This is a genomic window from Halalkalibacter sp. HAAS-P013 (genome assembly GCF_056619925.1).
In genome coordinates, this window is sequence record NZ_JBWQTU010000004.1 from 85,642 (window position 1) to 112,555 (window position 26,914).

Consider the following 26,914-nt stretch of genomic DNA (forward strand, 5'->3'; position numbering starts at 1 on the left):
AACCATGAGTGCAAACGAAAAATCATATAGCAAATTTCAGTGGTTTTTTCTGATTTGTATACCTGCTCTGTTTGCAATCATTTTATTTATTGTCATTCTCTCCTTTCTAGGAGTTGATGTTGTAGATAAAACGAAGCAAATAGCAGCTAATGTTCCTGTACTTTCTTCAATGGTTGAAGAGGGAGAAGAGCTAGAACAAGAGGATGTTAGTTTGTTAGAGCAACGCATCACCGAGCAGGACGCTGAAATTGTCCGTTTACAGCAAATCATTGAGCAAAGTGAAGAAACAATTAAAGTATTAGAAAATGAAATGAAACAATTAGAGGAACAAAATGAACTAGAAGCGGAATTACAGTATGAAGTAAAGCAAGATTTAAAAGATATAGCAAAAATATATGAATCAATGTCTTCAAAAAATGCAGCCTCCATTATTTCGGAACTACCAGCTGAGGAAGCACTTTTGCATTTATCACAAGTATCGGTTGATGCAAGAGCTGGAATTCTTTCTAAAATGGAAAGTGAATTCGCAGCAGAATTAATGAGTAGATTTGCGAACGAGTAATGGTTCCATACCTTTGAAAGGAGGTGAAATAAAATGAACGCCATGCTAGTAAATACGCATTTAATGACTTCAGCGCCTTTTACTTGTCATGTTTCTGAAAAAAAAGAATTGTTGGATAAAGATGGAAAGTTGATGTTTTCTCACTTGTTAGGAGAATTAACGAAATCCAATGATCAACCGAAAGAGGACAAAGAGGATCCGAGAACTTTTGATTTTTTGACAGACGTGCTAGATGTAGTTGTGAAGAAAGATACAGTGATCGAGGCTAAAGTAGGCCATTTGCCAAAAGGGTGGCAAGAAGATTTCATTTCAGCTTGGGATCAAACGGTAGCTGATCCAATGTTGTTTATTGACGATTGGCCTAAAGGGAAAAAGTTGGCATTTTTAGCGATTTCTCATACTTCAGTTGATACACACACTAAGGAAGAAATTTCTAAAAAGGTTCCTTTGCATGTCATTGAAAATATAAACCGAGAATTAGATTTACAAGCATCTTTGCTATTTTTGAATGAAGAAAAAAGTTCTGAGAGTTATAGCTCATATAATCAAATGTATCACTCCAAACTCTTATCAATTATTGAACAAGAGTTTGATTTAGAATGTACTTTTGAAGTGATTGAGCAGCATGTAGAGCAAGCGATCGTTAACGCATTTCTAGAAAGTAAAAGAAATGAGGAAAAAAGTGATGTGTTTCAAAACAAAATGAATAACAAAGTTTTTTTTCGTGAAACTAGTTCTTTCTCACGCCTGAATTTTTCTCAAAGTACATTCAAGCATTTAGGAAGTCAGCTGGTTGAAGCAGATACTCTTTTATCTCGGATTGATAAAGCAATATCTGAACTGACTGTAATCGATAGCTCTAGTAAGGTGACCGTGGCAGCTCATTTTCAAGAGAAGATAGAGCAACTTCCTATGGGATGGCGTGATGATTTTCTCGCTGCTTGGTCAGAGCCTAAGAAAAGCGCTTCTCATTTAGCAGGGAATTGGCCTGAAGCGCAACAACTAGTATTTCTTGCATTAACAATTGAAGCTATAAATCAAGGTGCAACAGATACATTGGTAATCAATGAAACGAATAAGCAAGTAGAGTCTTCACAGCAGCTTTCCAAGCAAAAGGATGGTTTGAAAACTGTTACAAAAGAAAATAGTCTATTCTTTTCGCTAATTAACGAAGTGATCTCTATAGCTAAATCAGATGATTCCAACACTGAACATGAGCTAAAAACGAGCTTAACTAAAATGGAGCATTTACCATTTGAATGGAAAGAGGAGTTTAAAACTTTATGGTTACAACCTACGGAAAGTGACCTTTCCTTAGTTGCGAGCTGGCCTGCTGAAAAACAACTGATGTTTCTTGCCTCGGTGTATTTTGAAGGCATTGAAACAGTGCAGGATGCTATTAGACGAACGTTTCCAACACATCTGATCTCAAATGAAGGTATTGATCAAATCATGAGTTTAGCTTTTGAAAAAACAAGTGATACGCAATCAAAAATAGCAACCTTCTTAACGTTGTTTACAGTAATCCAAGATGAACATCAAAAGCTAGAGGGAAATAATTTTAAAGCTTCTACTCAAAGTAATGGTTTATTAAATGAAAACGCGATGAACCTTAATCGGATGAATATAGGTCAAACTGTTGAATCAAAGGAATCTATTGTAAAAGATCCTTCAATAACAGGATTAGAAACAATTTACAATCAGGCTGTTGCAGAGCGTCCGTCAAAGTCTGAACCATTACAAATTTATATCGGGGATCGACTTCCAAAAGAATTGCAGCAACAACAATTTTTAAGACAACTTCAGTCTATTATAAAACGTGGAACGTTTACCCAAACACCGCAAGGAATTCATACGTTATCGATTAAAATATATCCTGAACATTTAGGGCGGTTAAATATTCAACTTACTCAGCAAGAGGGGATCATTACAGCACGTATTATTACTGGATCTTCTATAACAAGAGATCTAGTTGAAAGTCAATTATCGCAATTACGTCAAGCATTTGTTCAACAACAGATACAAGTTGATCGGGTTGAAGTAAGCGAAGAACCTATTGGACAACACCATGAAGGAGATTCTTCTAAAGATCATGATGCCGAGGAAGAACGGAGCGATGAACGCGAGGAAGGAGAACTTGGTTCATTCCAAACCATCCTTAATGAAGTTACTATTAATGAACAGATATAGGTGATCATATGACAAGTATCCATGAAGGATTAATGTTAAACAATCAAACGAAACAAATACAACAAACAGGTCAAGGTATTTTAGGGAAAGATGATTTCTTGAAGATTCTGATTACACAGCTTCAAAATCAGGATCCGTCTAATCCGATGGATGATCGTGAGTTTATTGCGCAAATGGCTCAATTTTCTTCGTTAGAGCAAATGACAAATATGAACCAAGCGATGCAGAAGTTTGTCACGATGCAAACAAGTCAAAACTTAGTCCAACATAGTGAGCTAATTGGTAAAAAAGTTCAATGGAAACGTGAAGCGGATTTAGATCAATACCGTTCAAGAACCGAATATGCAGATAACATCGTAAAATCGGTCAAGCTTGAAAGCGACGGAAAGCTCCGAGTACAACTTGACGATGGTCGTTGGATTAGCAATGAGCAACTTGTTCAAGTAAGTGTATTGGAGGAGCAAAAGTAATAATAAATAATTGGTTATTTAGGAGTGTGACGTAATGGATCCTAGGATTTATACTCACTCGTTGCATACACTTCCAAAGCCTACTCGTAAGAAGGTCAACCAACCACAAACAAACCAATTTCATAAGTTATTAAAACATGAGCTGATTAGACCAAATGATCTAAAGGTAAGTAAGCACGCCCAACAGCGTATGGATGTGCGAGGAATCGAATTCTCACAAGACAAATGGTTGACTATCCAAGAAAAGGTCATGGAAGCGAAACAAAAGGGAGTAACTGATTCACTTGTTATTACTGATCATGCGGCACTTGTTGTTAGTGCAAAAAATGATACTGTGATTACAGTTATGAATCGGGATGAAGCACAGTCTCAAATATTTACAAATATTAATGGGACAATCATTATTGATTAAAAATACTACTATATAAAAAGACTGGACCCGTGCAGGGAGGTCTTATGACTGTGGACTGATAGAAGCAGTCATTAAGAGGAGGAAATTAATATGTTACGTTCAATGTACTCAGGGATTTCTGGAATGAGAAATATGCAAACGAAGCTAGATACAATCGGGAATAACATTGCCAATGTCAATACGTTTGGTTTTAAAAAGGGGCGTACGACATTTAAAGATATGGTTAGTCAACAAATTGCCGGTGCTTCAGGCCCAGGAGCTGGTCTTGGTGGTACGAACCCAAGACAAGTTGGATTAGGTTCACAGCTAGCTACTATTGATACGATCCACACGCAAGGAAGTTTGCAAAATACAAACCGTGAACTAGACTTAGGTATATCTGGCGATGGATATTTTAGATTAGGTGAAGGTGCGAACACGTTTTACAGCAGAGCTGGGAACTTTTATTTAGATGAGCAAGGAAACATTGTGAATTCTGATGGACTTTATTTACTTGATGATGGGGACGGGATAATTAATATTCCTGCTAACTCTCAAAGTTTTAGTATCAGTCAAACTGGTAACGTAAATGTTATTGATGATCAAGGCGTATTAAACACAGTAGCTACGATCTCTCTTGGCTTTTTTACCAATCCAGAAGGGTTACAAAAGGAAGGGAGTAACCTGTATCAAGTGTCTGCCAACTCTGGAGTCCCTTTAGTAACGACACCGGGATTAGACGGAACCGGTACGTTAATTGCAGGAACTCTTGAAATGTCAAACGTTGACCTTTCAGAAGAATTCACTGAAATGATTGTCGGACAACGTGCATTCCAAGCAAATACTCGTATAATTACAACTTCTGATGAAATCTTGCAAGAGCTTGTAAACTTAAAACGATAATCTATTAACTATAATTATTCTTAGGAGGATTGGGCTAGGCCGAATCTAGCCCATTCATTTGTCTATGATTGAACTTATTCGTTTAAATGGTCAACCGTTTTTACTTAATGCCTTGTTAATTGAACAAATTGAAGCTTTTCCGGATACAACAATTACTTTGCTAAGCGGGAAGAAAATTGTCATACGCAATAGCATGGAAGAGGTTCAAAAATTAATAAACGCAAGGTTTACTCAAATAGGACTAATAGGAATTTATAAAGGTACGGAGGGGTCTTGATTGTTTAAAAGTAAGCTTGTAAACATCATGCTTATCATATTAACAGCTTTTACATTAGTAGGCGTGGTGGCATTTGTGCTTGTTAATCATTATTTACATGAACCAGACCCAAACGCTGAACCAACGATTGATGAAATCATTGCTCAGTCATTTGAAACGAAGGATATTACAACAAACCTCCTATCCAATGATTATGTTCGGGCATCTTTTCGAATACACGTTGATAGCAGGTCTGCATTAACAGAAGTACAAAAACGAGATTTTCAAGTGAATAATATTATTTTACGGGCTCTTTCAGGGAAAAAAGCATCTGATTTAGCTGGTCCCCAAGGCATCGAAACGTTTGAAGATGACATAAGAGTACAGATAAATGAGTTAATGCAAGAAGGAGAGGTTATTCAAGTTTACACCACAACTTGGGTAATCCAATAGAGGTTTTAGATTAAGAGGTGAGGGTCTTGGCTGACGTTTTATCACAGGGTGAAATAGATGCCCTGTTATCAGCACTTTCTACTGGAGAAATGAATGCTGACGAACTAAAAAAAGAAGAAAATGAATCAAAAGTTAAAGTATATGATTTTAAACGAGCACTGCGCTTCTCGAAGGATCAAATTCGGAGTTTATCACGAATACATGAGAATTTTGCTCGGCTTTTAACCACTTATTTTTCTGCACAATTACGGACGTATGTCCAGATTTCGGTTGCATCAGTAGATCAACTTCCGTATGAAGAATTTATTAGATCTATTCCAAAGATGACCATTTTAAATGTGTTTGAGCCTTATCCGTTAGATGGAAGACTTCTAATGGAAATTAATCCAAATATCGCTTATGCCATGCTAGATCGTCTATTGGGAGGAAAAGGCGTTAGTGTTAATAAAATAGATAACCTTACTGAAATTGAGACGAGAATTATGTCTCAGCTTTTTCAACGAACGTTAGATAGTTTTCAAGAAGCATGGAGTTCTGTTCTTGAACTCGACCCAGTTATGGAAGATATTGAAGTCAACCCTCAGTTTCTACAAATGGTTTCTCCAAATGAAACAGTTGTTGTCATTTCACTGTCAACAACAATTGCAGAAACGTCGGGGATGATAAATATTTGTTTGCCACATGTCGTACTAGAGGAAATATTACCAAAGCTTTCGGTTCATTATTGGATGCAAGAGAAGAAGAAGCAAAGGCAACCTGGTGAAATCCAAAGGATTGAGAGAAATATTCAAAAGGCTCCATTGCTCATTCAAGTGGAGCTTGGACGTTCCGAGATATCGATACAAGAATTTTTACATCTTGGAGTTGGAGATGTCATTGAATTGGACCAATTAATCAGTCAGCCGCTATCTGTAACAGTAGGTGGGGAAAGAAAATATTTAGCACAACCTGGGAAAACAAAGAACCAAATTGCTGTCCAAGTGACAGAATTAATTGAGGAGGCAGAAGTAAATGAATGATGATATGCTTTCCCAAGATGAGATTAATGAACTCCTTAAAGGAGTGACTAGTGATTTCGAAGAAAAGCCTAAAGAAAAAGATCAATTAAATTTATCTGACTACTTATCGGAAATTGAAAAGGATGCCCTGGGGGAAATTGGAAATATATCTTTCGGAAGCTCAGCAACAGCTTTATCAACATTGTTAAATCAAAAGGTTGATATTACAACACCAAAGCTTTCTATTATTTCAAGAGTACAGTTAGAGGAAGAATTCCCTCAACCTCATGTTGCTGTCCATGTTGAATATACGGAAGGATTTCAAGGGTTCAACTTATTAGTAATTAAAACACGAGATGCAGCCATTATTGCTGATTTAATGCTTGGTGGTGATGGGACTGAACCATCATTAGAATTAGCAGATATGCATGTCAGTGCCGTTCAAGAAGCAATGAATCAGATGATGGGATCTGCTTCTACTTCCATGTCAACGATCTTTAATAAAAGAGTAGATATTTCTCCTCCTGGGATCGATTTACTCGATGTAAAAGAGGACAAGGGAACTTCAATTGTCCCGAAAGAAGAAATTCTTGTGAAAACTTCTTTTCGATTAAAAGTAGGAGATCTTATTGATTCAAATATTATGCAATTGGTTACTATTCCATTTGCTAAAAGCTTAGTGGATGAATTAATGAATCCAGGCGGTCCTGTAACGGATGACACGGGGATTCCTGTTGCAGAGCCAATTATTCCTGAGAATCCAGTAGAACAAGAAGACCTGATAGAAGAAAAGCAGCAGTCAGTATCTAGGCAGGAAGTGGAAAGGGAGCAAGAGACTCAAAGCCACAAAACTAAACAAGCTCCTTATGAACAAAGAGGTCAACAGCACCTTGGTGGTTATCATGAGCGTGAAGTCGATGTTCAACAAGCAGCATTTTCAACATTTGAACCCCCGCAACTGTCACCAAGTGAATCAAATAATCTAAATATGTTGTTAGATATTCCACTTCAGGTAACAGTTGAGCTAGGTAGAACGAAACGCTCAATCAAGGAAATTCTAGAGTTTACACAAGGATCCATTATCGAACTTGACAAATTAGCAGGGGAACCAGTAGATATTCTTGTTAATCAGAAATTGATTGCTAAAGGTGAAGTCGTTGTAATTGATGAAAATTTTGGAGTGAGAGTTACTGATATTGTAAGCCAAGAAGATCGAATTCGAAATTTAACATAGGGGAATGTTCAATGTTAGCAAAAGTATTAATTGTCGATGATGCGGCATTTATGCGAATGATGATTAAAGATATATTGTCAAAAAATGGGTTTGAAGTAGGCGGTGAAGCAAACGATGGACTTCAAGCGATTGAAAAGTTTAAGGAATTATCGCCAGATCTTGTCACAATGGATATCACAATGCCGGAAATGGATGGAATAACGGCATTAAAGAAAATCAGAACCATTGACCCAAGTGCTAAAATTATTATGTGTTCAGCGATGGGTCAGCAAGCAATGGTAATCGATGCGATTCAAGCTGGAGCAAAAGATTTTATCGTTAAGCCTTTTCAAGCTGATCGAGTAATCGAGGCAATTAACAAAACACTAGGTTAAAAATGAGTTAAAGGAGATGGGAGAGCTGCAATATATATGAGCATTAAGTTAGTAGTTATAGCTCTAATTATGATTCTTTCTGTTTTTGGCCCGCACTATCAAGTGGAAGCAAATACGACGACTGATGAGAATCGTAGAGTTTCAGAAACGTTAAATGGAAATCGATCATCAGAGGAACCAGTCGGGGAAGAAAATGCTCCTCCTCAAACACCAGTTAGCGAACCTGCTACAGAGCCGGACCAGGAAATGATCCCCGAACAAAATACGGTTTTAATTTTTGCGCAAATGATTAGCGCATTGGTACTTGTTGTTGTTCTCATTTATGTACTTTTGAGGTTTCTTAGCAAACGGTCACAGTCGTTTCGTTCGTCCAGAATGCTTGAAAATATAGGTGGCGTTCCACTTGGTGCCAACAAATCTGTTCAATTAGTTAAAATTGGAGACCGTGTTTTAGTAGTGGGTGTAGGTGACTCTATTCAACTTTTGAAAGAAATTGAGGACGTTAACGAAGTAGAATCGATTATAAACCATCAACAAGAACAATTAGAGCACTTCGACCAGCCAATTCAAAAACTATTTAATTGGGTTAATTCTAAAATTAGTCCTAAGAAAAACACACATAACCAACCGACCAAGACATCTAAATCAAATCACGATGCTTTTAAAAGTTTATTGGAGAACCAGTTAAAAGACGTGTCTAACTCACAGAAGAAAATACATGATGCAGTAAGGGAGCGTGACAAATAATGCTAGAGCCCTTAATTATTTCCGCTGTCACGACAGTCCCAGGACTAGATTTAGATTTTATTACGGATGAACCGGCTAATGTTGCCACAACTATTCAACTATTACTATTGTTAACGGTTCTGTCATTAGCGCCTTCTATTCTTATTTTAATGACAAGTTTTACAAGAATTGTGATTGTATTATCGTTTGTCAGGCAAGGGTTAGCGACACAATCAATGCCGCCGAACCAAGTTTTAATAGGAATTGCCCTTTTTCTTACTTTTTTCATTATGGCTCCTGTGTTTGCTGAAGTAAATGAAACAGCAATGACTCCTTTTTTTGAAGGAGAAATTGATCAAGAGGAAGCTCTTTATTTAGCATCACTTCCTATGAAAGAATTCATGGCTAATCATACGCGGGAAAAAGATCTAGCTCTATTTATGGGCTATGCAGGTCTTGATAGGCCTGAAACACTTGATGATATCCCTCTTACTGCATTAGTACCAGCTTTTGCTATTAGTGAGCTGAAAACTGCGTTTCAAATTGGTTTTCTAATTTTCATCCCGTTTTTAGTTATTGATATGATTGTTGCGAGTGTGTTGATGTCTATGGGAATGATGATGTTGCCACCAGTTATGATTGCTTTGCCATTTAAAATTTTATTGTTTGTCTTAGTTGATGGTTGGTATTTAATAGTCCAATCATTGCTTCTTAGCTTTAATTAAGGTGGTGGATTATGAGTCCAGAATTCGTTATAAGTATGGCTGAAAATGGAGTGTGGACAGTTCTTCTTGTTGCTGGACCGCTCTTACTTGTTGCACTTGGAATTGGACTACTAGTAAGTATTTTTCAGGCTACGACACAAATCCAAGAGCAAACACTTGCCTTTATCCCCAAAATAGTTGGTGTTTTTGCTGCATTAATCTTATTTGGTCCATGGATGTTATCTAATGTTACTAATTTCACATACCAAATTTTTAACAATCTCCATAGGTTCATTGGATAATGATTGAATTTATAAATGTACTACCTGCCTTCTTGCTTGTCTTTATGAGAGTTCTTGCTTTTTTTGCTGTGTTGCCAATTTATTCTCATAGATCAATTCCAAATACGATGAAGATAGGGTCGTCACTATTTTTGGCTTGGATAATGGTATTTACACTTGAATCACCGATTATTGTGATTGATGCAATGTATTATTTAATTTTAATAAAAGAAGTGTTAGTAGGACTATTTGTTGGGTTAATAGCGGCAATTCTTTTATATGCCATTCAAGTGGCAGGAGGATTCATCGATTATAGTATGGGGTTTATGATCGCTAACGTAGTCGATCCGCAGACAGGAGCACAAACACCACTTACCGGGAGCTATTTATATACTTTTGCCCTGCTTTTTTTACTGCTTGTTAATGGTCATCACTTGTTGTTAGATGGGATTTATTATAGTTATCAATTTGTACCAATGGATCAGGTGACATTACCTTTCGGGCAAGAAAATATCATTCAGTATATGGCAACAACCTTTAATGCCATGTTCATTATTGCCTTTCAAATGGCTTTTCCAATTGTAGGGTCGCTTTTTTTAGTTGATGTTGGACTTGGAATGGTCTCAAGAGCAGTACCACAGATGAATGTTTTTGTAGTCGGAATGCCGTTAAAAATTATTGTTGGTCTTTTATTGTTAACTGTATTTATGGGTGTTTTTTTTATGGTTTTACAGCGTTTGTTTGATCAAACATTTATTGCAATGCGTACACTGCTACAATTACTCGGGGGGGCTTGAAATGGATAACTTTAAAATACGTCTAAACCTTCAGTATTTTGCTGAGGAGAAGACGGAAAAAGCAACCCCGAAAAAAAGACAAGATACTCGTAAAAAAGGTCAGGTGGCAAAAAGCACCGATGTAAATACAGCGATAATATTGTTATTGGTTTTTTTATTTTTATGGTTGTTTGGAGGGCTACTTGGTGAAACCTTATTTAATTTATTGAAACACACCTTTCAAACTTATCTTCTTCTGGAATTGACGGAAGCAACCATTGCTGCTTTATTTTTGGAGTTGGTAATGGAGTCTGCAATTGTGTTACTCCCTATCATGATGATCGCATTAATTGCTGGAGTGGCAGCGAGCTATATCCAAGTTGGGGTATTATTTGCCCCAGAAGCAATCAAGATGAAGCTGTCGAAACTCGATCCTATTAAAGGAGCGAAACGAATTTTCTCTATTCGTGCACTTGTCGAATTAATGAAATCCCTGTTAAAGATTTCATTAGCCGGTGTGGTCGTATTTATCATTATTTGGGTAAATTTGGAAAATGTAATGGTCCTTTCACAAAAAAGTGTGGGGGATGGATATGCTTTCATTGCACAATTAACGGCAATATTAGGTATATCAGTAGCGTTTCTCCTTCTCGTCCTTTCCATTCCAGATTATCTCTACCAAAAGTATGATCATGAAAAACAAATCAAAATGTCGAAAAAAGATATAAAAGATGAGCACAAAAACATGGAGGGAGATCCTAGAATTAAATCAAAACGCAAGCAGAAACAAATGGAAATGGCAATGCAAAGGATGATGCAAGAAGTACCAAAAGCAGATGTCGTTATTACGAATCCAACGCATTTTGCCGTCGCACTACGTTATGACGAAGAAAAAGCGGATGCACCATTTGTAGTTGCAAAAGGTGTTGATTTTATGGCTCAGAAAATAAAAGGTGTTGCGGCTGAACATGAAGTCGTAACCGTTGAAAATAGACCACTTGCTAGAGCTTTGTATCATCAGGCTGAAATTGGGGATCAAGTCCCAGAAGATTTGTTCAAGGCAGTAGCGGAAGTGCTCGCATATGTTTATCGTTTGAAAGATAAACAAATAAATTAGTTATAGTACACGTTAGGGGAGAAGTTTAGTGGCAGCAAGAGATCTTTCAGTTTTACTTGGTGTTATTCTAATTGTCATCATGCTCATCATTCCGTTACCTACGGCGATGTTGGACTTTTTAATCATAATTAATATATCTCTTGCCCTTATTATCATTCTCGTAGCAATGAATACTCGAGAGCCGTTACAATTTTCTATTTTTCCTACATTGCTTTTACTCGTTACATTATTTCGATTGGGCTTAAATGTTTCAACAACGCGTTCCATTCTTGGAGAAGCTAATGCTGGAAATGTAATAGATACATTTGGGAACTTTGTAGTTGGTGGTAATGCACTAGTAGGATTTGTTGTTTTCTTAATCTTAATTGTGATTCAGTTTCTAGTCATTACAAAAGGTGCAGAACGTGTATCGGAAGTAGGTGCTCGTTTTACATTAGATGCGATGCCAGGAAAACAAATGAGTATTGACGCGGATTTAAATGCAGGGATGATTTCCGATATTGAAGCGAAACAGCGCCGTGAAAAAATTGAACGTGAAGCAGATTTTTACGGATCCATGGATGGTGCGAGTAAATTTGTTAAGGGAGATGCTATTGCTGGAATTGTTATAGTTATGATCAACTTATTATTCGGTCTTATCATTGGGATGACTCAAATGGGGATGGATTTATCGACTTCAGCGGGAACTTACACGTTATTAACTGTAGGAGACGGACTTGTAAGTCAAATTCCTGCCTTGTTAATTTCAACAGCTACAGGCATAGTTGTTACTCGAGCTGCTTCGGAAGGGAATTTAGGTCATGATATTACGAAGCAAATATTTGCATATCCAAAAATGCTTTATATTGCGGGGGGGACAATCTTTTTGTTAGGAGCTATTACTCCTATTAGCCTTATTTTCACTTTCCCAGTTGCCTTATTGCTAGTGCTTGGTGGATACTTTCTTTCCAAAAATGAAAAAATGGCACAAATGGAAGAAGAGCAAGTTGAGGATGAGATTGAACCCGATGAAATGAAGTCACCTGAGAGTGTCGTCAATTTGTTGCAAATTGATCCGATCGAATTTGAGTTTGGCTATGGTTTGATTCCACTTGCAGATGCTAGTCAAGGTGGTGATTTATTAGACCGAGTTGTCATGATACGACGTCAAATGGCATTGGAACTGGGAATGATTGTACCAGTAATTAGAATTCGTGATAATATTCAACTTCAACCAAATGAATATACAATTAAGATTAAAGGCAATGAAGTCGCAAAAGGTGATCTATTACTTGATCACTATATGGCGATGAGCCCGGGGTTTGATGATGAAAGTATTATTGGAATTGAGACGTTTGAACCAGCTTTTGGATTACCTGCACTTTGGATTGGAGAAGAAATGAAGGAGCAGGCGGAGCTCTCAGGTTATACAGTTGTCGATCCACCATCTGTTGTTTCTACACACTTAACTGAGGTGATTAAACGCCACGCTCATGAATTACTAGGACGTCAAGAAACAAAGCAACTTGTCGATCACTTAAAAGAAACGTATCCGGCGCTTGTTGAAGAAGTGACCCCAAATTCATTATCTACTGGAGAAATCCAAAAGGTGTTAACAAACCTTTTGAAAGAAAATGTTTCGATCAGGAATTTGCCAATTATATTTGAGACGCTTGCCGATTATGGGCATATGACAAAAGATATGGATTTAGTTACAGAGTATGTTCGTCAATCGCTTTCGCGTCAAATATCAAAGCAAGTGACAACTCCTGGTGAGCCTTTATATGTCATAACGTTAAGTGGTCAAGTTGAGAAAAAAGTAGCAGACTCTGTACAGCAAACAGAGCATGGTAATTTTATTTCGATGGATCCTAACGTTTCTCAAGCTATATTGGAAGCTGCCGCATCTGAAACAGATCGCCTTAGTCAAATGGGGCAACAAGCAGTAATTTTATGTTCTCCTGCGGTAAGGATGTATGTAAGACAACTGCTTGAGAGGTATTTGCCTCATATTCCGATTCTATCTTACAATGAACTTGAAGCAAACGTTGAAGTGCAAAGTGTAGGAGTGGTGAACATAGAATGAAGGTAAAAAAGTATACTGCAAATTCAATGCATGAAGCTATGAAGGTCATACGTTCGGAGCTCGGGGATGATGCAGTTATCTTAAATTCAAAAGAGATTGATACAGGCGGTTTTCTTGGATTTTTTACAACGAAAAAGATGGAAGTTATTGCGGCCATTGATCCTACAGCCTCTAGAGCACCGATTCAAAAAACTAATCATAATGTGGCTAGAAGTAGACAAGCTGATGTTGTTTCTCCAGTACCTCCTCAAAGAGAAGAGCCAACACAAGAGAAGTTAATAGAAGAGATTAATCAGTTAAAGGAACTCGTTCAAGGATTGAATGATAATAACAGATCAGGTAACAAAGAATATCCTGAGCCATTCCAACAAATAGATGATCAATTACGAGTGCAAGGTGTAACAGAGACGATTCGATTATCGATTATGAAACATCTACTGAAACAATGGTATGATCATTCGACTTCAAAACAAAATCAACAAGAAATAAAAATTGAACTTTCTAATTACTTACAGTCGCTCTTAGCAAATGTTCCAATTGGAGGGATATCATTTAATAAGAAGATATTGAATTTAGTTGGGCCTACCGGAGTAGGAAAAACAACAACAATTGCTAAGCTTGCTGCTCATTCCGTATTGAAAAAACAAAAGAAAGTAGCGTTAATTACGACCGATACGTACCGAATTGCTGCGGTTGAGCAATTAAAAACATATGCAAGAATTTTAAATATCCCACTGGAAGTTGCTTATTCGATTGAAGATTTTAAAAAAGCAATTGAGCTATTTAAGCATTACGATCTTATTTTAGTGGATTCTGCTGGTCGTAATTTTCGTAACGAACTGTATATAGAGGAATTATCAAAGATTATTGATTTCAACCAGGATGCTGATACGTACCTTGTATTGTCATTAACATCAAAGTATGAAGATATGAAAAAAATTATAGGACAATTTCATCTGATCCCTATAGAACAAGTGATATTAACAAAGCATGATGAAACAAGTACGTATGGTGCTATGTTAAATATTCCTATAGACCTTGGAAAAGGTGTTGCCTATGTGACTACGGGGCAAAACGTTCCTGATGATATTGTTATAGCCACGAGGCAGTATTTACTTGATTGTGTGCTTGAGGTGAACAAAAAATGATGAATGATCAAGCAGAAAGTTTAAGAAGACTAATTGAAATGAATGATAACAACAAAGAAGCAAAGGTTATTGCTGTTGTAAGTGGGAAAGGCGGAGTCGGGAAGTCAAATGTGTGTTTGAACTTTGCCATATCTTTATCAAACCTTAATAAAAAAGTAGCTATAATTGATTTAGATATTGGAATGGGAAATTTGGATATTTTAATGGGACTTACACCTCGCTACCACCTTCTTGATATGCTTGAAAACCAACTATCAATTTGGGATATTATTGAGGAATCAAAAGTTGGTATTTCGTATATTGCAGGAGGATCGGGGTTTTCTAAATTTGCTAACTTAAATGAGGAAAAGAGGCAACGCTTCTTTTCACAAATTGAACAACTTGGTCAAGCCTTTGATTATATCTTCTTAGATATGGGTGCGGGTGCAACAAAAGAAAGTTTAGAAATTGTTCTATCTGCTCATGAAGTCTTTATTGTCACGACTCCCGAGCCACCAGCGATCACGGATGCTTACTCTATGCTTAAATATATTTACTTACAGGAGAAGGAGAAACCTCTGTTTTTAATAGTTAATCGTGCTGATTCTAATTCAGAAGGAAATCGGACGTTGAATAACTTTAAGCATGTGGCCTTACAGTTCCTCCAAAAAGAAATTTCCATTCTTGGATTTATTCCTGATGATACCAATGTTTCTAAAGCAGTGAAAGCTCAAGTGCCATTTTTGATATGGAATAAACAGGCAAAAGCGAGTGTGGCTGTAAATGGACTAGCCTCTTGCTATTTAGGTGTGGCGAAGCAAAGTCCAACTAAGTTTGACCAGTTTCTTTTTAAAATGAAAAGAATGATAAAGTATGAACAGTAATAATTCCCATTACAGAAAATTGGGGATAGGTTTGATAGATAACATAAAGGTTCTTGTTGTGGATGATTCAGCTTTTATGAGGAAAGTACTTTCAGAAATGTTCAATTCTTCTCTTAGTAGGCAGGAAAAGACTAATGTTGCGAAATATGCTAATACAGCGATTCCTACTTTACTCGTTGAGTTAGAGAAAATGGGTGCATTGAGGTATTCATTAAAGGCAAAAATTGCCGGAGGAGCACAGATGTTTTCCTTTTCTACAGGCAGTAGTAGTTTAATGAGAATTGGACCGCGTAATGTAGAAGCTGTTAAAGAGAAGCTAAAAGATTTACGAATACCTCTTCTCTCAGAAGATGTTGGTGGGGAAAGTGGGAGAACAATTGAGTTTAACCCACATTCAAAACGCTTACAAATACGTACTGTTAATCAAGGGACGAAGGAAATTTAATTTAAGAAGATACATATTTCTTTTTCTTAATCAATCTGCGTTAATGGAGGTACTTTATGGGACATGTAACAACAGTAGAAGATCAATTACTCTGGGATAAATGGATTTTAGAGAGAAGCCATACTGCATGCGATGAGCTAATTCGTCGTTACATGCCCCTTGTTAATTATCATGTACAGCGAATTTCTGCAGGTCTTCCAAAGAGTGTTCGGTCAGAAGATTTGAAAAGTCATGGTCTCATCGGATTGTACGATGCATTAGAAAAATTTGATCCAAAGAGAGAACTAAAATTTGATACATATGCTTCATTTCGGGTTAGGGGTGCTATTATAGATGGTCTTAGAAAAGAAGATTGGCTCCCTAGGTCTACTAGGGATAAAATTAAAAAAATTGAATCGACAACAGAGAAGTTAGAGCAACAGAAAGGGCGTTTTGTTACTAGTGGTGAGATAGCCAATGAACTAAATATGGGATATGAGGAAGTCGAACAAGTCATGGCGGAATATTTTACTTCAAATATCCTTTCAATTGATGAACAAGCACAAGAGTTTTCAAAGAATGAAACATATGGCTCGCAAATAGAGGACAAGGATGCTAAAACACCTGAACAATATTCAACCGATGTAGAAACAAAGAAAGAATTAGCTAAAGCCATTGATGAACTGCCTGAAAAAGAACGTTTGGTTATTAGCTTGTTTTATTATGAAGAATTGACATTGACAGAAATCGGACAAATTCTCAAGCTTTCAACGTCTCGAATTTCACAAATACACTCAAAATCATTGTTCAAACTTCAACAAGCGATGAAGAAATCTTATTAAATAGCTGTTTTCGAATACTTTGTTGTTTTTATGGGGGTACGTGTTCTCCACATGTTCGTTCCATTACGCTCCAGCCACTCGCACCCGCAAGGAGGTACCTGGCCTCCTCGGCTGTTTGTACTGTGGGGTCTCGATCCTTCCTCTTCATCCCGCAGGAGTCGAGTGACTTCCACTCCATTTCACTACGAGAAAAGACGTTTCTTCACAGCAACAATCTTTCGAAAACACATTATTAAATAAAAATGATAAGGACATGAGCATAATCAAAATTATGAGTCATTGTATCAAGCGATAAAAAACATTGTTACTCGAGCGTACAAAGTGCAACCAATAACAACACGATAAGCGCAGTCAACATCATGAGGATGAGAGTTGTGAGGAACAATAGAAACATCATTTTAAAGGAAGATTTATCGACTTTTCTGGTTGAGAAAGGATTATTCTATGACGACATTACTCGTTACCTTTAGCTTGCTCCTTCACGCGTTTACATTTCTATGGATTCTAACTCTTATGAGGCAGCAGCCGCATAATTCGAAAGAAAACTATGAGCAATTGAAAAACGAAATAGAAGATTTGCTTGTTTCCTATACAGCAGAAATGAAAGAAGAGAATGAGCAACTAGTAAAGCAATTAAATGAACATAAAGAAAAAGCTATAATAGAAGCTAATCTAAAGACCCCCTCACATGTAACAACACAAAATCATGAAACTAATAAACAAATAATAGATGACAATACGAAAAAATACAAAGACTACACACCTCCAATTGTTAAAGAAGAAGAGGATGCAGATATATATCAACAGTCAGATATAGCAAAAGTGATCACTCTATCGAAACAGGGCTTAGATACAGGACAAATTGCTAAAAAATTAGGCTTAGGAAAAGGAGAAGTAGAATTAATGTTGAAATTTCATCGTTAATGTCTAATTCTGCTTGCAACTAGGCTTTTGATATGATATATTAATCAACGGTGTTAATCACACACGCCCTCTAATTTATGTGATGGTGCTGACTTTTCAGTGTCACATAGAGATGATGAGAGCGGAGGATAAAAAAAACCAATTTTAAAGGAGGTGTTTGATGTGGCAGTAATCTCCATGAAGCAATTACTAGAAGCTGGGGTACACTTCGGTCACCAAACTCGTCGTTGGAACCCTAAGATGGATCGCTACATCTTCACAGAACGTAACGGTATTTACATTATTGATTTACAAAAGACAGTTAAAAAGGTTGAGGAAGCGTACAATTTTGTACGTGACTTAGCAGCTGACGGAGGAAAAATCCTTTTCGTTGGTACGAAAAAGCAAGCTCAAGACTCTGTTAAAGAGGAAGCTGAGCGTTGTGGTATGTACTTCATTAACCAGCGTTGGTTAGGTGGTACGTTAACGAACTTTGAAACAATCCAAAAGCGTATTACTCGTCTTAAGAATCTTGAAAAGATGCAAGAAGACGGTACATTCGATGTTCTTCCTAAGAAAGAAGTTATCCTTCTTAAAAAGGAAATGGAGCGTTTAGAAAAGTTCTTAGGTGGTATCAAAGATATGCCAGGGATTCCTGATGCACTTTTTGTTATTGATCCTCGTAAAGAACGCATTGCAATTGCGGAAGCTCACAAATTGAACATTCCAATCGTTGCGATTGTAGATACAAACTGTGACCCTGATGAAATTGATTATGTAATTCCAGGAAACGATGATGCAATTCGTGCTGTTAAACTTTTAACAGGTAAAATGGCAGATGCAGTAATCGAAGCTACTTCTGGTGAAGAAGAAGCAACTGAAGTTGAAGAAACAACAACAGCTTAATTTCATTTACTAAAAAAGGGTGGTAAAGGGGGATTACCCTTTTGCCATCTTTTTTTGTAAATTTGATTACTTTTCGCAAGAAATTATTGTTTATACGTTCATGTACGTGTACATACTGACACTATTAAGGAGGCGTTTTGAATGGCTGTAACAGCAAGTATGGTAAAAGAATTGCGTGAAAAAACAGGCGCAGGAATGATGGATTGTAAGAAGGCATTAACTGAAACTAATGGTGATATGGAGAAAGCGGTAGATTTCCTTCGTGAAAAAGGAATTGCAAGTGCTGCTAAAAAAGCTGATCGAGTAGCGGCTGAAGGTCTTGCTCTTGTAAAGTCTGAAGGAAACAAAGCAGTTATCGTTGAAGTTAACTCTGAAACAGACTTCGTAGCTAAAAACGAGAACTTTCAAAAGCTAGTTGGAGATCTAGCTTCACACCTTATTTCTAACACTCCTGCATCTGTTGAAGAAGTTCTAGAGCAACCATTTGCAGATGGACAAACTGTTCAAGAATATATCAATGCTTCTATTGCAAAAATTGGAGAGAAAATTTCTTTACGTCGCTTTGAAGTTGTAGAAAAAGAAGATGGTGACGTATTTGGTGAGTACCTACATATGGGTGGACGTATTGGTGTCCTTTCAGTAGTAGCTGGGTCAACTGATGTTGAACTTGCAAAAGATGTTGCAATGCATGTAGCTGCAATTAACCCAACATACGTTTCTCGTGATGAAGTGTCAAAAGAGGAAGTTGAACGTGAGCGTGAAGTGTTAACGCAACAAGCTTTAAACGAAGGCAAACCAGCTAATATCGTTGAGAAAATGGTAGAAGGTCGTCTTTCAAAATATTTTGAGCAAGTATGTCTACTAGATCAACCTTTTGTTAAAGATGGTGATCAAAAAGTTGGTAAATACGTTCAAAACAAAGGCGCTTCTGTGAAAAGCTTTATCCGTTATGAAGTTGGGGAAGGCATGGAAAAACGCGAAGATAACTTTGCTGAAGAAGTAATGTCTCAAGTTAAGAAGTAAATTTTTGCGAGTAGGGGCACAGTGTGTCCCTTTTTTCAGAGAGAATTCAATAACTTCAACTCATGGCGGAGGGTTTTCATGCAAACATATAAACGAGTAATATTAAAGCTAAGTGGTGAAGCATTAGCGGGAGAACAAGGGTATGGAATTGACCCAATTGTTATTCAATCTGTAGCGAAACAAATTAAAGAAATTGTTGAACTGCAAGTAGAAGTGGCTGTTGTTGTCGGCGGTGGTAACATTTGGCGTGGAATGGCTGGAAGTGCAAAGGGCATGGACCGAGCAACAGCCGATTATATGGGGATGCTAGCAACGGTGATGAATTCGTTAGCTTTGCAAGATAGCTTAGAGGATATCGGTTGTGAGACACGTGTACAAACATCGATTGAGATGCGACAAGTAGCTGAACCATATATTCGTCGTAAGGCGATCCGCCACCTTGAAAAGAAGCGTGTTGTGATCTTTGCTGCCGGAACCGGCAATCCGTATTTCTCAACAGATACTACAGCTGCGTTAAGAGCTGCTGAGATTGAAGCTGAAGTTATCTTAATGGCGAAAAACAAAGTGGACGGTGTGTATAGTGCAGATCCATCAGTTGATGCAAATGCGAAGAAATACACGAAAATTTCTTACATGGACGTCCTAAAAGAAGGTTTAGCAGTAATGGATTCAACAGCTTCTTCATTATGTATGGATAATGACATACCATTAATTGTCTTCTCTATTATGGAAGAAGGAAATATTAAGCGAGCAGTACTTGGTGAAGAAATTGGTACATTAGTAAGGGGGAATTCATAATGTCAGCTGAAGTAAAAAAAGATGCCGAACAACGCATGGCAAAAGCAATTGAAGCTTTAAACCGCGAGTTAGCTAAATTAAGAGCAGGGCGAGCGAATCCAGCGTTACTTGATCGTGTTACAGTAGAATATTATGGTGCTGATACACCACTTAATCAACTAGCAACGATTTCAGTACCTGAAGCTAGATTACTTACTATTCAACCATTTGATAAATCATCGATTGCAAATATTGAACGTGCAATTCAAATGGCTGATCTTGGGTTAACTCCTTCAAATGATGGAACAGTAATCCGTATTCAGATCCCGCCATTAACAGAAGAGCGCCGTAAGGATCTTGTTAAGTTAGTTAAAAAAGCAGCTGAAGAGGCAAAGGTAGCTGTACGTAATGTTCGTCGTGATGCAAATGACGACTTGAAGAAACGTCAAAAAGATGGCGAAATGACGGAAGATGAACTTCGTCGCAGTACGGATGATGTTCAAAAATTAACAGACAAAAGTATTGCGCAAGTGGATGAGGTAGCAGAAAAGAAAGAAAAAGAAATCATGGAAGTGTAAGCAAGTTCCATGTAAAATAGACATAGTAAAAGACCCTCTTTTATTCTAGGGGGTTTTTTACACTTTCTTAGTGGTTATGAGTCTTCGAAAAAAAGGCAAAGCTAAATGAAGATGAACCTGCTGCTTACATAGATGGAGGGCGCAAACATGCTTGAAAAGTTATCAAAATGGAAATCAACTATATCATCGCAAGAAAAAAGCAAGGATATAGTTGATATAAATGTCCCTAAACACATAGCTATTATAATGGATGGAAATGGAAGATGGGCAAAACAAAAAGGCTTGCCACGTATAGCTGGACATCGAGAAGGTATGAAAGTCATTAACAAAATCGTTCGCAAAGCTGACGATCTTGGTATTGAAATCTTAACATTATACGCATTTTCAACAGAAAACTGGAAACGTCCCAAGACGGAAGTTGACTATTTATTAAAGTTGCCTGAACGTTTTCTTAATAAAGAATTACCAACGTTGATAGAAAAAAATGTGAAAGTGCGTTTAATGGGGAGTATTGATAAATTACCAGAACATACAAAGAAGGCTGTTTCAAAAGCAGTAAAAGACACTGAAAACAACACGGGACTGGTTTTAAATTTTGCTCTTAATTATGGAAGTCGTTATGAACTTATGAATGCTGTTAAAGAGATTGCACAGCAAGTTGAAAGCGGAGCATTGCAAGCCGCTGAAATTGATGAGTCTGTTCTAACAGAGCACCTCATGACTGCTGAGTTGCGTGACCCAGATCTTCTAATTCGGACTAGTGGAGAACTCCGACTTAGTAATTTTATGCTTTGGCAAGTGGCGTATAGTGAGTTTTGGTTTACAGATGTTCTATGGCCAGATTTTAACGAGCAGCACCTAGTAGAAGCCATTGCCGTCTATCAAAAAAGAGCGCGGAGATACGGTGGCGTTTAAAGGGGCGAAGTAATATGAAACAAAGAATTGTTACGGGAATAATAGGTGGAGCTGTTTTCGTTACGATGGTTTTGCTTGGGGGATGGATTTTCTCCCTGTTTATTTCAATTTTAGCATCAGTGGCTATGATTGAATTGCTGAAAATGAAAAGAATCGCACCTATTTCGATCATGGGGATCATAAGTCTTTTATCGATGTGGTTACTATTAGTTCCGACAAACTGGTTTGAACAAGTTGTTCCGTCACATTTTACAAAAGTAGAAATTTTTATATTTGTTATTTTAGTTTTACTTATGTTTACAGTGATAACTAAAAATACGTTTACATTTGATCAAGTTGGTTTTGTTATACTTTCATCTGTATATGTTGGTTTTGGCTTTCATTACTTAATTATGACAAGAGAAATACCGGATTATGGATTGTATCTTGTGTTTTTTGTTTTGCTTTTAATTTGGACAACCGATTCAGGTGCTTATTTTGTTGGGCGTAAGTTGGGGAGAAATAAGCTTTGGCCAGATATCAGTCCAAAGAAAACAATTGAAGGTTCGATAGGCGGCATTATAGCTGCTGTTATTGTAGGGTCTGCCTTTTATTTTTATTTTCCTATCTTTCCTAGTTATATTACGGCACTTTTCGTAATTATTGTTGCTTCAGTATTCGGCCAATTGGGGGATTTAGTTGAATCTGCGTTGAAAAGGCATTATTCTGTAAAGGATTCAGGGAATGTTCTGCCAGGACATGGAGGAATTTTAGATCGGTTTGACAGTTTGATATATGTTATGCCAATCTTACATTTGCTTCAACTAATCTAAGATAGAAAAAAGGGAAATTGATTTTATAATAGTAGGTGAAAATGTGAAGCGTATAAGTTTGTTAGGGGCTACGGGTTCAATCGGAACACAAACATTAGATGTGATTCGTAAACATCCAGAACATTTTACATTAGAGTCGATGTCAGTGGGAAGAAATATAGATCTTGCGTTACAACAAGTTCATGAATTTACTCCAGCGCTTTTGTCAGTACAATCGAAGGAGGATTATGATAAACTAATTCATAATGTTCCTAATGAGACGAAGGTTGTTTATGGAACAGACGGGTTAGTGGAAATTGCAACTACACCAGACTCAGATATACTCGTTAATGCCGTTCTTGGCAGTGTGGGCTTGGCGCCGACACTTGCTGCGATTCAGGCGGGAAAGACGATAGCTATAGCTAATAAAGAAACATTGGTTACAGCAGGGCACATTGTTACAGATGCTGCGAGCCGTCATAATGTCTCACTGATTCCAGTGGATAGTGAGCATTCAGCTATTTTTCAAGCATTAAATGGAGAAAATATTAATGAAGTAGATCGCTTAATTTTAACAGCTTCTGGTGGGAGTTTCCGAGATAGATCTCGTGATGAATTAGAAGGTGTTACTGTTGTAGAAGCTCTAAATCACCCTAATTGGTCAATGGGAGCAAAAATTACGATTGATTCAGCAACGATGATGAATAAAGGGTTGGAAGTCATTGAAGCTCATTGGTTATTTAATATTCCATATGAGAAGATTGATGTTGTCTTACATAAAGAAAGTATTATTCATTCAATGGTTGAGTACGTAGACGGAAGTGTGATTGCCCAACTAGGAACTCCTGATATGCGTGTACCTATTCAATATGCGTTAACATACCCAGAACGGTTTGATTCTATATCAAATGAACGGCTACATTTATGGGAAGTCGGTTCTTTAAATTTTAAAAAATTAGATATGGATAGATTTCGCTGTATGAGGTTTGCATATGAAGCAGGGAAGGCTGGGGGAACGATGCCAACGGTCTTAAACGCTGCAAATGAGATAGCTGTTGCATACTTCTTAGAGGGACGCATATCTTTCTTAGAAATTGAGCATGTAATTGAGAAAGCTCTTGAAGAACATACCGTACTTAAGCAACCGACATTAGAAGAGATAATAAAAGTTGATGCCGAGACGAGGGCGTTTATCCACTCTACCATCAAATAAGAAAGGTGGACGATTAACTGATGAATACGTTAATATCAGTCATAATTATTTTTGGACTACTTGTTTTCATTCACGAATGGGGGCATTTATACTTTGCCAAACGGGCAGGTATCTTATGTCGGGAGTTTGCTATTGGGTTTGGACCTAAGATTTTTTCTTTTAAACGTAATGAAACAGTGTATACCATTCGTCTGCTTCCGATAGGTGGATTTGTTCGAATGGCTGGCGAAGATCCTGAAATGATTGATATTAAGCCAGGTTATGAAATAGGTCTTGTTTTTAATGCTGCAAGAAAAGTAAGTAAAATAATAGTTAATAACAAGTCAAAGCATCCTGAAGCACTTGTTGTACAGGTAGAAAAAATAGATTTAGAGCACAAGCTTATTATTGAAGCGTATAACGACGAAGGAGAAAGAATTCAATATCAAGTTGATGAACAAGCAGCACTTGTACAAGATGAGCTAGAAACACAAATCGCTCCTTGGCATCGTCAATTTGGATCTAAGACAGTAGGTCAACGTGCACTAGCTATTTTCGCAGGGCCAATGATGAATTTCATTTTAGCTGTTGTCATTTTGATTGCCTTTGCATTGTTCCAAGGAATGCCTGTAGATGAAGCACGTATTGGTGACGTTACACCAGATAGTGCAGCCCTTGAGGCAGGCTTACAAGAAGGAGATCAGGTTTTTTCGATAGATGGTCAACCGATTGATAATTGGGAAGAAATGACAGCGATTATTCAGCAACATCCAAATGAGGCCATTGTTTTTGAAGTAGAACGTAATGGTCATACGCTAACGATTCCCATAACGCCTGATGAAAGAGTGGGACAATTTGGTGATCCAGAAGGATTTGTTGGGATTGCAAGGCCAACCGAATTTTCGTTAATGGGTTCGATTGTTTTCGGATTTACGCAAACGTATATGTTTATGACGATGATTTTTGAAGTACTTGGTATGATTGTAACCGGGAACTTTTCATTAGATTATGTAGCCGGCCCTGTTGGCATTTACAATTACACAGGGGAAGCCGCAGCGATGGGGATCTTTGTTTTAATGCAATGGGCAGCTGCACTAAGTGTTAATTTAGGAATTATTAATTTGCTTCCTATTCCTGCAATGGATGGTGGACGTCTAATCTTTATTGGACTTGAAGCATTAAGAGGAAAGCCGATGGATCCACAAAAAGAAGGACTAGTTCACTTTATTGGATTTGCTTTACTCATGCTATTAATGATTGTTGTAACATGGAACGATATTAATAAATTTTTCATGTAAGTGAAATGACAAGTTGGAAAGGACTTAAACAATGAGACAAAGGAATTATTTAACACCTACATTACGGGATGTACCGGCTGATGCAGAAATAAAAAGCCATCAGCTTATGCTTAGATCAGGACTTATTCGCCAAACGGCTTCTGGAATATATTCATACTTGCCTTTAGGGAAAAAAGTACTTAGGAAAGTTGAAGAAATCATTCGAAGTGAAATGGACGAAGCTGGGGGACAAGAAGTGCTTATGCCAGCTATTCAGCCTGCTGAACTGTGGGAAGAATCTGGTCGTTTAGGTGATTATGGTCCAGAGCTTATGAGGTTGAAAGACCGACATGAGCGTGACTTCGTTCTTGGTGCAACCCATGAAGAAGTTATTACAACTCTCGTTCGTGATGATGTAAAGTCTTACAAAAAGCTTCCGATGAACTTATATCAAATTCAAACGAAGTATCGTGATGAAAGAAGACCTAGATTTGGTATTCTTCGTTCACGTGAATTTATTATGAAGGATGCATATTCTTTTGATACATCACAAGAAGGGCTTGATAAAAGCTATCAAGATATGTATTCTGCTTATCGAAATATCTTCTCACGTTGCGAGCTTGATTTTCGTGCGGTTGAGGCTGATTCAGGAGCAATTGGTGGTACGGATACTCATGAGTTTATGGTTCTTAGTGATATTGGAGAAGATACGATTGCTTATTCCGATCAATCAGATTTCGCTGCGAACATTGAAATCGCTCCTGTGCATGTGTTGTATGAGAAATCATCTGCTGATCCGTTAGATCTTGAAAAGATTCACACACCAAATACGAAGACGATTATCGAACTTACATCGTTTTTAAATGTAAATTCAAGTGAAACAATAAAATCACTTCTCTTTATTGTGAATGAAGAACCAGTGCTTGTTCTTGTACGTGGAGATCATGAAGTAAATGAGATCAAAGTAGGCAATGTCCTTGGAAAAGCAATAGTAGAACTGGCTACTCCAGAACAAACAGTTAGTATTTTAGGATGCGAAACAGGATATGTTGGACCAATTGGAGTACCTAGTTCAGTAAAGATTATTGCTGATCACGCTATTGAATTTGTAACAAACGGTGTATGCGGTGCTAATGAGAAGGATAAGCATTTCAAACATGTGAATCCAGGACGAGATTTTCAGGTTACACAATATGAAGATCTACGCCTCATTCAAGAAGGGGATCCATCACCTGATGGAAAAGGTACAATTCAATTTGCAAAGGGTATCGAAGTGGGACATGTGTTTAAACTCGGTACAAAATATAGCGAGGCTCTTGGCGCAACGTACTTAGATGAAAATGGCAAGACACAAACAATGATTATGGGTTGTTACGGTATCGGTGTATCTAGAACAGTGGCTGCCATTGTTGAGCAACATCATGATGAGAATGGAATTGTATGGCCAACCTCTGTTGCTCCATTTGATCTACATCTAGTTACTATAAATGTGAAAGATGAAGATCAGAGGAATCTTGGGGAAGAGCTTTATCAAACATTAAAACAGGAACGGTATGATGTATTATTTGATGATCGCCCTGAACGAGCAGGGGTGAAATTTAAGGATTCAGATTTACTAGGTTTACCAATCCGAGTAGGTGTTGGTAAGAAAGCTTCTGAAGGAATTGTTGAGTTGAAAATAAGAAAGAGCGGGGAAATGATTGAAGTCCATGTTTCTGACTTACTTGAAACGTTAAAAAAGCTGCTAAGTAAGTAACCTACAGTTTTATATTTAT

Annotated in this window: 30 protein-coding genes; all 30 read left to right on the forward strand. The window is 37.4% G+C overall.

The window, feature by feature from the left end; genetic code table 11:
- Nucleotides 1–4: 4 nt before the first annotated feature.
- Complete coding sequence (locus AC1FXP_RS07580) at nucleotides 5–562, forward strand: MotE family protein (RefSeq protein ID WP_480059955.1); 558 nt, start codon at nucleotides 5–7, stop codon at nucleotides 560–562.
- 33 nt (nucleotides 563–595) lie between these two features.
- On the forward strand, nucleotides 596–2,752 hold the full coding sequence (locus tag AC1FXP_RS07585) for a flagellar hook-length control protein FliK (protein WP_480059956.1): 2,157 nt from the start codon (nucleotides 596–598) through the stop codon (nucleotides 2,750–2,752).
- Between the two features lie 8 nt (nucleotides 2,753–2,760).
- Entirely contained in the window at nucleotides 2,761–3,222 is a 462-nt protein-coding gene (flgD, locus tag AC1FXP_RS07590) for a flagellar hook assembly protein FlgD (protein ID WP_480059958.1), read from the forward strand.
- A gap of 34 nt (nucleotides 3,223–3,256) precedes the next feature.
- Nucleotides 3,257–3,634 (forward strand): TIGR02530 family flagellar biosynthesis protein, encoded by a 378-nt coding sequence (locus AC1FXP_RS07595; protein ID WP_480059960.1) that lies wholly within the window; start codon nucleotides 3,257–3,259, stop codon nucleotides 3,632–3,634.
- A gap of 90 nt (nucleotides 3,635–3,724) precedes the next feature.
- Complete coding sequence (flgG, locus tag AC1FXP_RS07600; protein ID WP_480059962.1) at nucleotides 3,725–4,516, forward strand: flagellar basal body rod protein FlgG; 792 nt, start codon at nucleotides 3,725–3,727, stop codon at nucleotides 4,514–4,516.
- Nucleotides 4,517–4,580: 64 nt separating this feature from the next.
- A complete protein-coding gene (locus AC1FXP_RS07605) occupies nucleotides 4,581–4,793 on the forward strand; it encodes a flagellar FlbD family protein (protein ID WP_480060248.1) in 213 nt (70 codons plus the stop codon).
- On the forward strand, nucleotides 4,794–5,225 hold the full coding sequence (fliL, locus tag AC1FXP_RS07610) for a flagellar basal body-associated protein FliL (RefSeq protein WP_480059964.1): 432 nt from the start codon (nucleotides 4,794–4,796) through the stop codon (nucleotides 5,223–5,225). It abuts the gene before it with no gap.
- Nucleotides 5,226–5,251: 26 nt separating this feature from the next.
- The gene (gene fliM, locus AC1FXP_RS07615; protein ID WP_480059966.1) at nucleotides 5,252–6,244 is read left to right on the forward strand and encodes a flagellar motor switch protein FliM; all 993 of its coding nucleotides are present in this window, start codon (nucleotides 5,252–5,254) and stop codon (nucleotides 6,242–6,244) included.
- Nucleotides 6,237–7,457 (forward strand): flagellar motor switch phosphatase FliY, encoded by a 1,221-nt coding sequence (gene fliY / locus AC1FXP_RS07620; protein ID WP_480059968.1) that lies wholly within the window; start codon nucleotides 6,237–6,239, stop codon nucleotides 7,455–7,457. Before fliM ends, fliY begins: the two co-directional genes overlap by 8 nt.
- Before the next feature lie 11 nt (nucleotides 7,458–7,468).
- Nucleotides 7,469–7,831, forward strand: a complete 363-nt coding sequence (locus tag AC1FXP_RS07625; protein ID WP_480059970.1) for a response regulator — start codon at nucleotides 7,469–7,471, stop codon at nucleotides 7,829–7,831.
- Between the two features lie 36 nt (nucleotides 7,832–7,867).
- The gene (gene fliO, locus AC1FXP_RS07630) at nucleotides 7,868–8,578 is read left to right on the forward strand and encodes a flagellar biosynthetic protein FliO (protein WP_480059972.1); all 711 of its coding nucleotides are present in this window, start codon (nucleotides 7,868–7,870) and stop codon (nucleotides 8,576–8,578) included.
- A complete protein-coding gene (fliP, locus tag AC1FXP_RS07635; protein ID WP_480059974.1) occupies nucleotides 8,578–9,282 on the forward strand; it encodes a flagellar type III secretion system pore protein FliP in 705 nt (234 codons plus the stop codon). The genes fliO and fliP overlap by 1 nt, the downstream gene beginning before the upstream one ends.
- A gap of 11 nt (nucleotides 9,283–9,293) precedes the next feature.
- Entirely contained in the window at nucleotides 9,294–9,563 is a 270-nt protein-coding gene (gene fliQ / locus AC1FXP_RS07640) for a flagellar biosynthesis protein FliQ (protein ID WP_480059976.1), read from the forward strand.
- A complete protein-coding gene (fliR, locus tag AC1FXP_RS07645) occupies nucleotides 9,563–10,339 on the forward strand; it encodes a flagellar biosynthetic protein FliR (RefSeq protein WP_480059978.1) in 777 nt (258 codons plus the stop codon). Before fliQ ends, fliR begins: the two co-directional genes overlap by 1 nt.
- Before the next feature lies 1 nt (nucleotide 10,340).
- Entirely contained in the window at nucleotides 10,341–11,435 is a 1,095-nt protein-coding gene (gene flhB, locus AC1FXP_RS07650; protein WP_480059980.1) for a flagellar biosynthesis protein FlhB, read from the forward strand.
- A gap of 28 nt (nucleotides 11,436–11,463) precedes the next feature.
- Entirely contained in the window at nucleotides 11,464–13,500 is a 2,037-nt protein-coding gene (flhA, locus tag AC1FXP_RS07655; RefSeq protein WP_480059982.1) for a flagellar biosynthesis protein FlhA, read from the forward strand.
- Nucleotides 13,497–14,648 (forward strand): flagellar biosynthesis GTPase FlhF, encoded by a 1,152-nt coding sequence (gene flhF / locus AC1FXP_RS07660; RefSeq protein ID WP_480059984.1) that lies wholly within the window; start codon nucleotides 13,497–13,499, stop codon nucleotides 14,646–14,648. The genes flhA and flhF overlap by 4 nt, the downstream gene beginning before the upstream one ends.
- Nucleotides 14,645–15,511, forward strand: a complete 867-nt coding sequence (locus AC1FXP_RS07665) for a MinD/ParA family protein (protein WP_480059986.1) — start codon at nucleotides 14,645–14,647, stop codon at nucleotides 15,509–15,511. Before flhF ends, AC1FXP_RS07665 begins: the two co-directional genes overlap by 4 nt.
- A 31-nt stretch (nucleotides 15,512–15,542) precedes the next feature.
- Entirely contained in the window at nucleotides 15,543–15,956 is a 414-nt protein-coding gene (locus AC1FXP_RS07670; RefSeq protein ID WP_480059988.1) for a chemotaxis protein CheD, read from the forward strand.
- A 56-nt stretch (nucleotides 15,957–16,012) separates the two neighbouring features.
- The gene (locus AC1FXP_RS07675; RefSeq protein WP_480059990.1) at nucleotides 16,013–16,777 is read left to right on the forward strand and encodes a FliA/WhiG family RNA polymerase sigma factor; all 765 of its coding nucleotides are present in this window, start codon (nucleotides 16,013–16,015) and stop codon (nucleotides 16,775–16,777) included.
- A 444-nt stretch (nucleotides 16,778–17,221) separates the two neighbouring features.
- A complete protein-coding gene (locus AC1FXP_RS07680) occupies nucleotides 17,222–17,701 on the forward strand; it encodes a DUF6115 domain-containing protein (protein ID WP_480059992.1) in 480 nt (159 codons plus the stop codon).
- A 162-nt stretch (nucleotides 17,702–17,863) separates the two neighbouring features.
- On the forward strand, nucleotides 17,864–18,586 hold the full coding sequence (gene rpsB, locus AC1FXP_RS07685; protein WP_480059994.1) for a 30S ribosomal protein S2: 723 nt from the start codon (nucleotides 17,864–17,866) through the stop codon (nucleotides 18,584–18,586).
- A gap of 141 nt (nucleotides 18,587–18,727) precedes the next feature.
- Nucleotides 18,728–19,609: a translation elongation factor Ts gene (gene tsf, locus AC1FXP_RS07690; RefSeq protein WP_480059996.1), complete on the forward strand. Its 882-nt coding sequence runs from the start codon at nucleotides 18,728–18,730 to the stop codon at nucleotides 19,607–19,609.
- Nucleotides 19,610–19,687: 78 nt separating this feature from the next.
- On the forward strand, nucleotides 19,688–20,407 hold the full coding sequence (gene pyrH, locus AC1FXP_RS07695) for a UMP kinase (RefSeq protein ID WP_034629591.1): 720 nt from the start codon (nucleotides 19,688–19,690) through the stop codon (nucleotides 20,405–20,407).
- Nucleotides 20,407–20,964, forward strand: a complete 558-nt coding sequence (gene frr, locus AC1FXP_RS07700; RefSeq protein ID WP_480059998.1) for a ribosome recycling factor — start codon at nucleotides 20,407–20,409, stop codon at nucleotides 20,962–20,964. Before pyrH ends, frr begins: the two co-directional genes overlap by 1 nt.
- A gap of 147 nt (nucleotides 20,965–21,111) precedes the next feature.
- Nucleotides 21,112–21,879, forward strand: coding sequence for an isoprenyl transferase (locus tag AC1FXP_RS07705; protein ID WP_480060000.1), 768 nt, complete (start codon nucleotides 21,112–21,114; stop codon nucleotides 21,877–21,879).
- A 14-nt stretch (nucleotides 21,880–21,893) separates the two neighbouring features.
- A complete protein-coding gene (locus AC1FXP_RS07710; RefSeq protein ID WP_480060002.1) occupies nucleotides 21,894–22,691 on the forward strand; it encodes a phosphatidate cytidylyltransferase in 798 nt (265 codons plus the stop codon).
- Between the two features lie 43 nt (nucleotides 22,692–22,734).
- Nucleotides 22,735–23,883 carry a 1-deoxy-D-xylulose-5-phosphate reductoisomerase gene (locus AC1FXP_RS07715; RefSeq protein ID WP_480060004.1) on the forward strand — a complete coding sequence of 383 codons (1,149 nt, stop codon included), beginning with the start codon at nucleotides 22,735–22,737 and terminating at the stop codon, nucleotides 23,881–23,883.
- A gap of 20 nt (nucleotides 23,884–23,903) precedes the next feature.
- Nucleotides 23,904–25,160, forward strand: a complete 1,257-nt coding sequence (gene rseP, locus AC1FXP_RS07720) for an RIP metalloprotease RseP (RefSeq protein WP_480060006.1) — start codon at nucleotides 23,904–23,906, stop codon at nucleotides 25,158–25,160.
- Between the two features lie 31 nt (nucleotides 25,161–25,191).
- Entirely contained in the window at nucleotides 25,192–26,895 is a 1,704-nt protein-coding gene (locus AC1FXP_RS07725) for a proline--tRNA ligase (protein WP_480060008.1), read from the forward strand.
- Nucleotides 26,896–26,914: the final 19 nt, after the last annotated feature.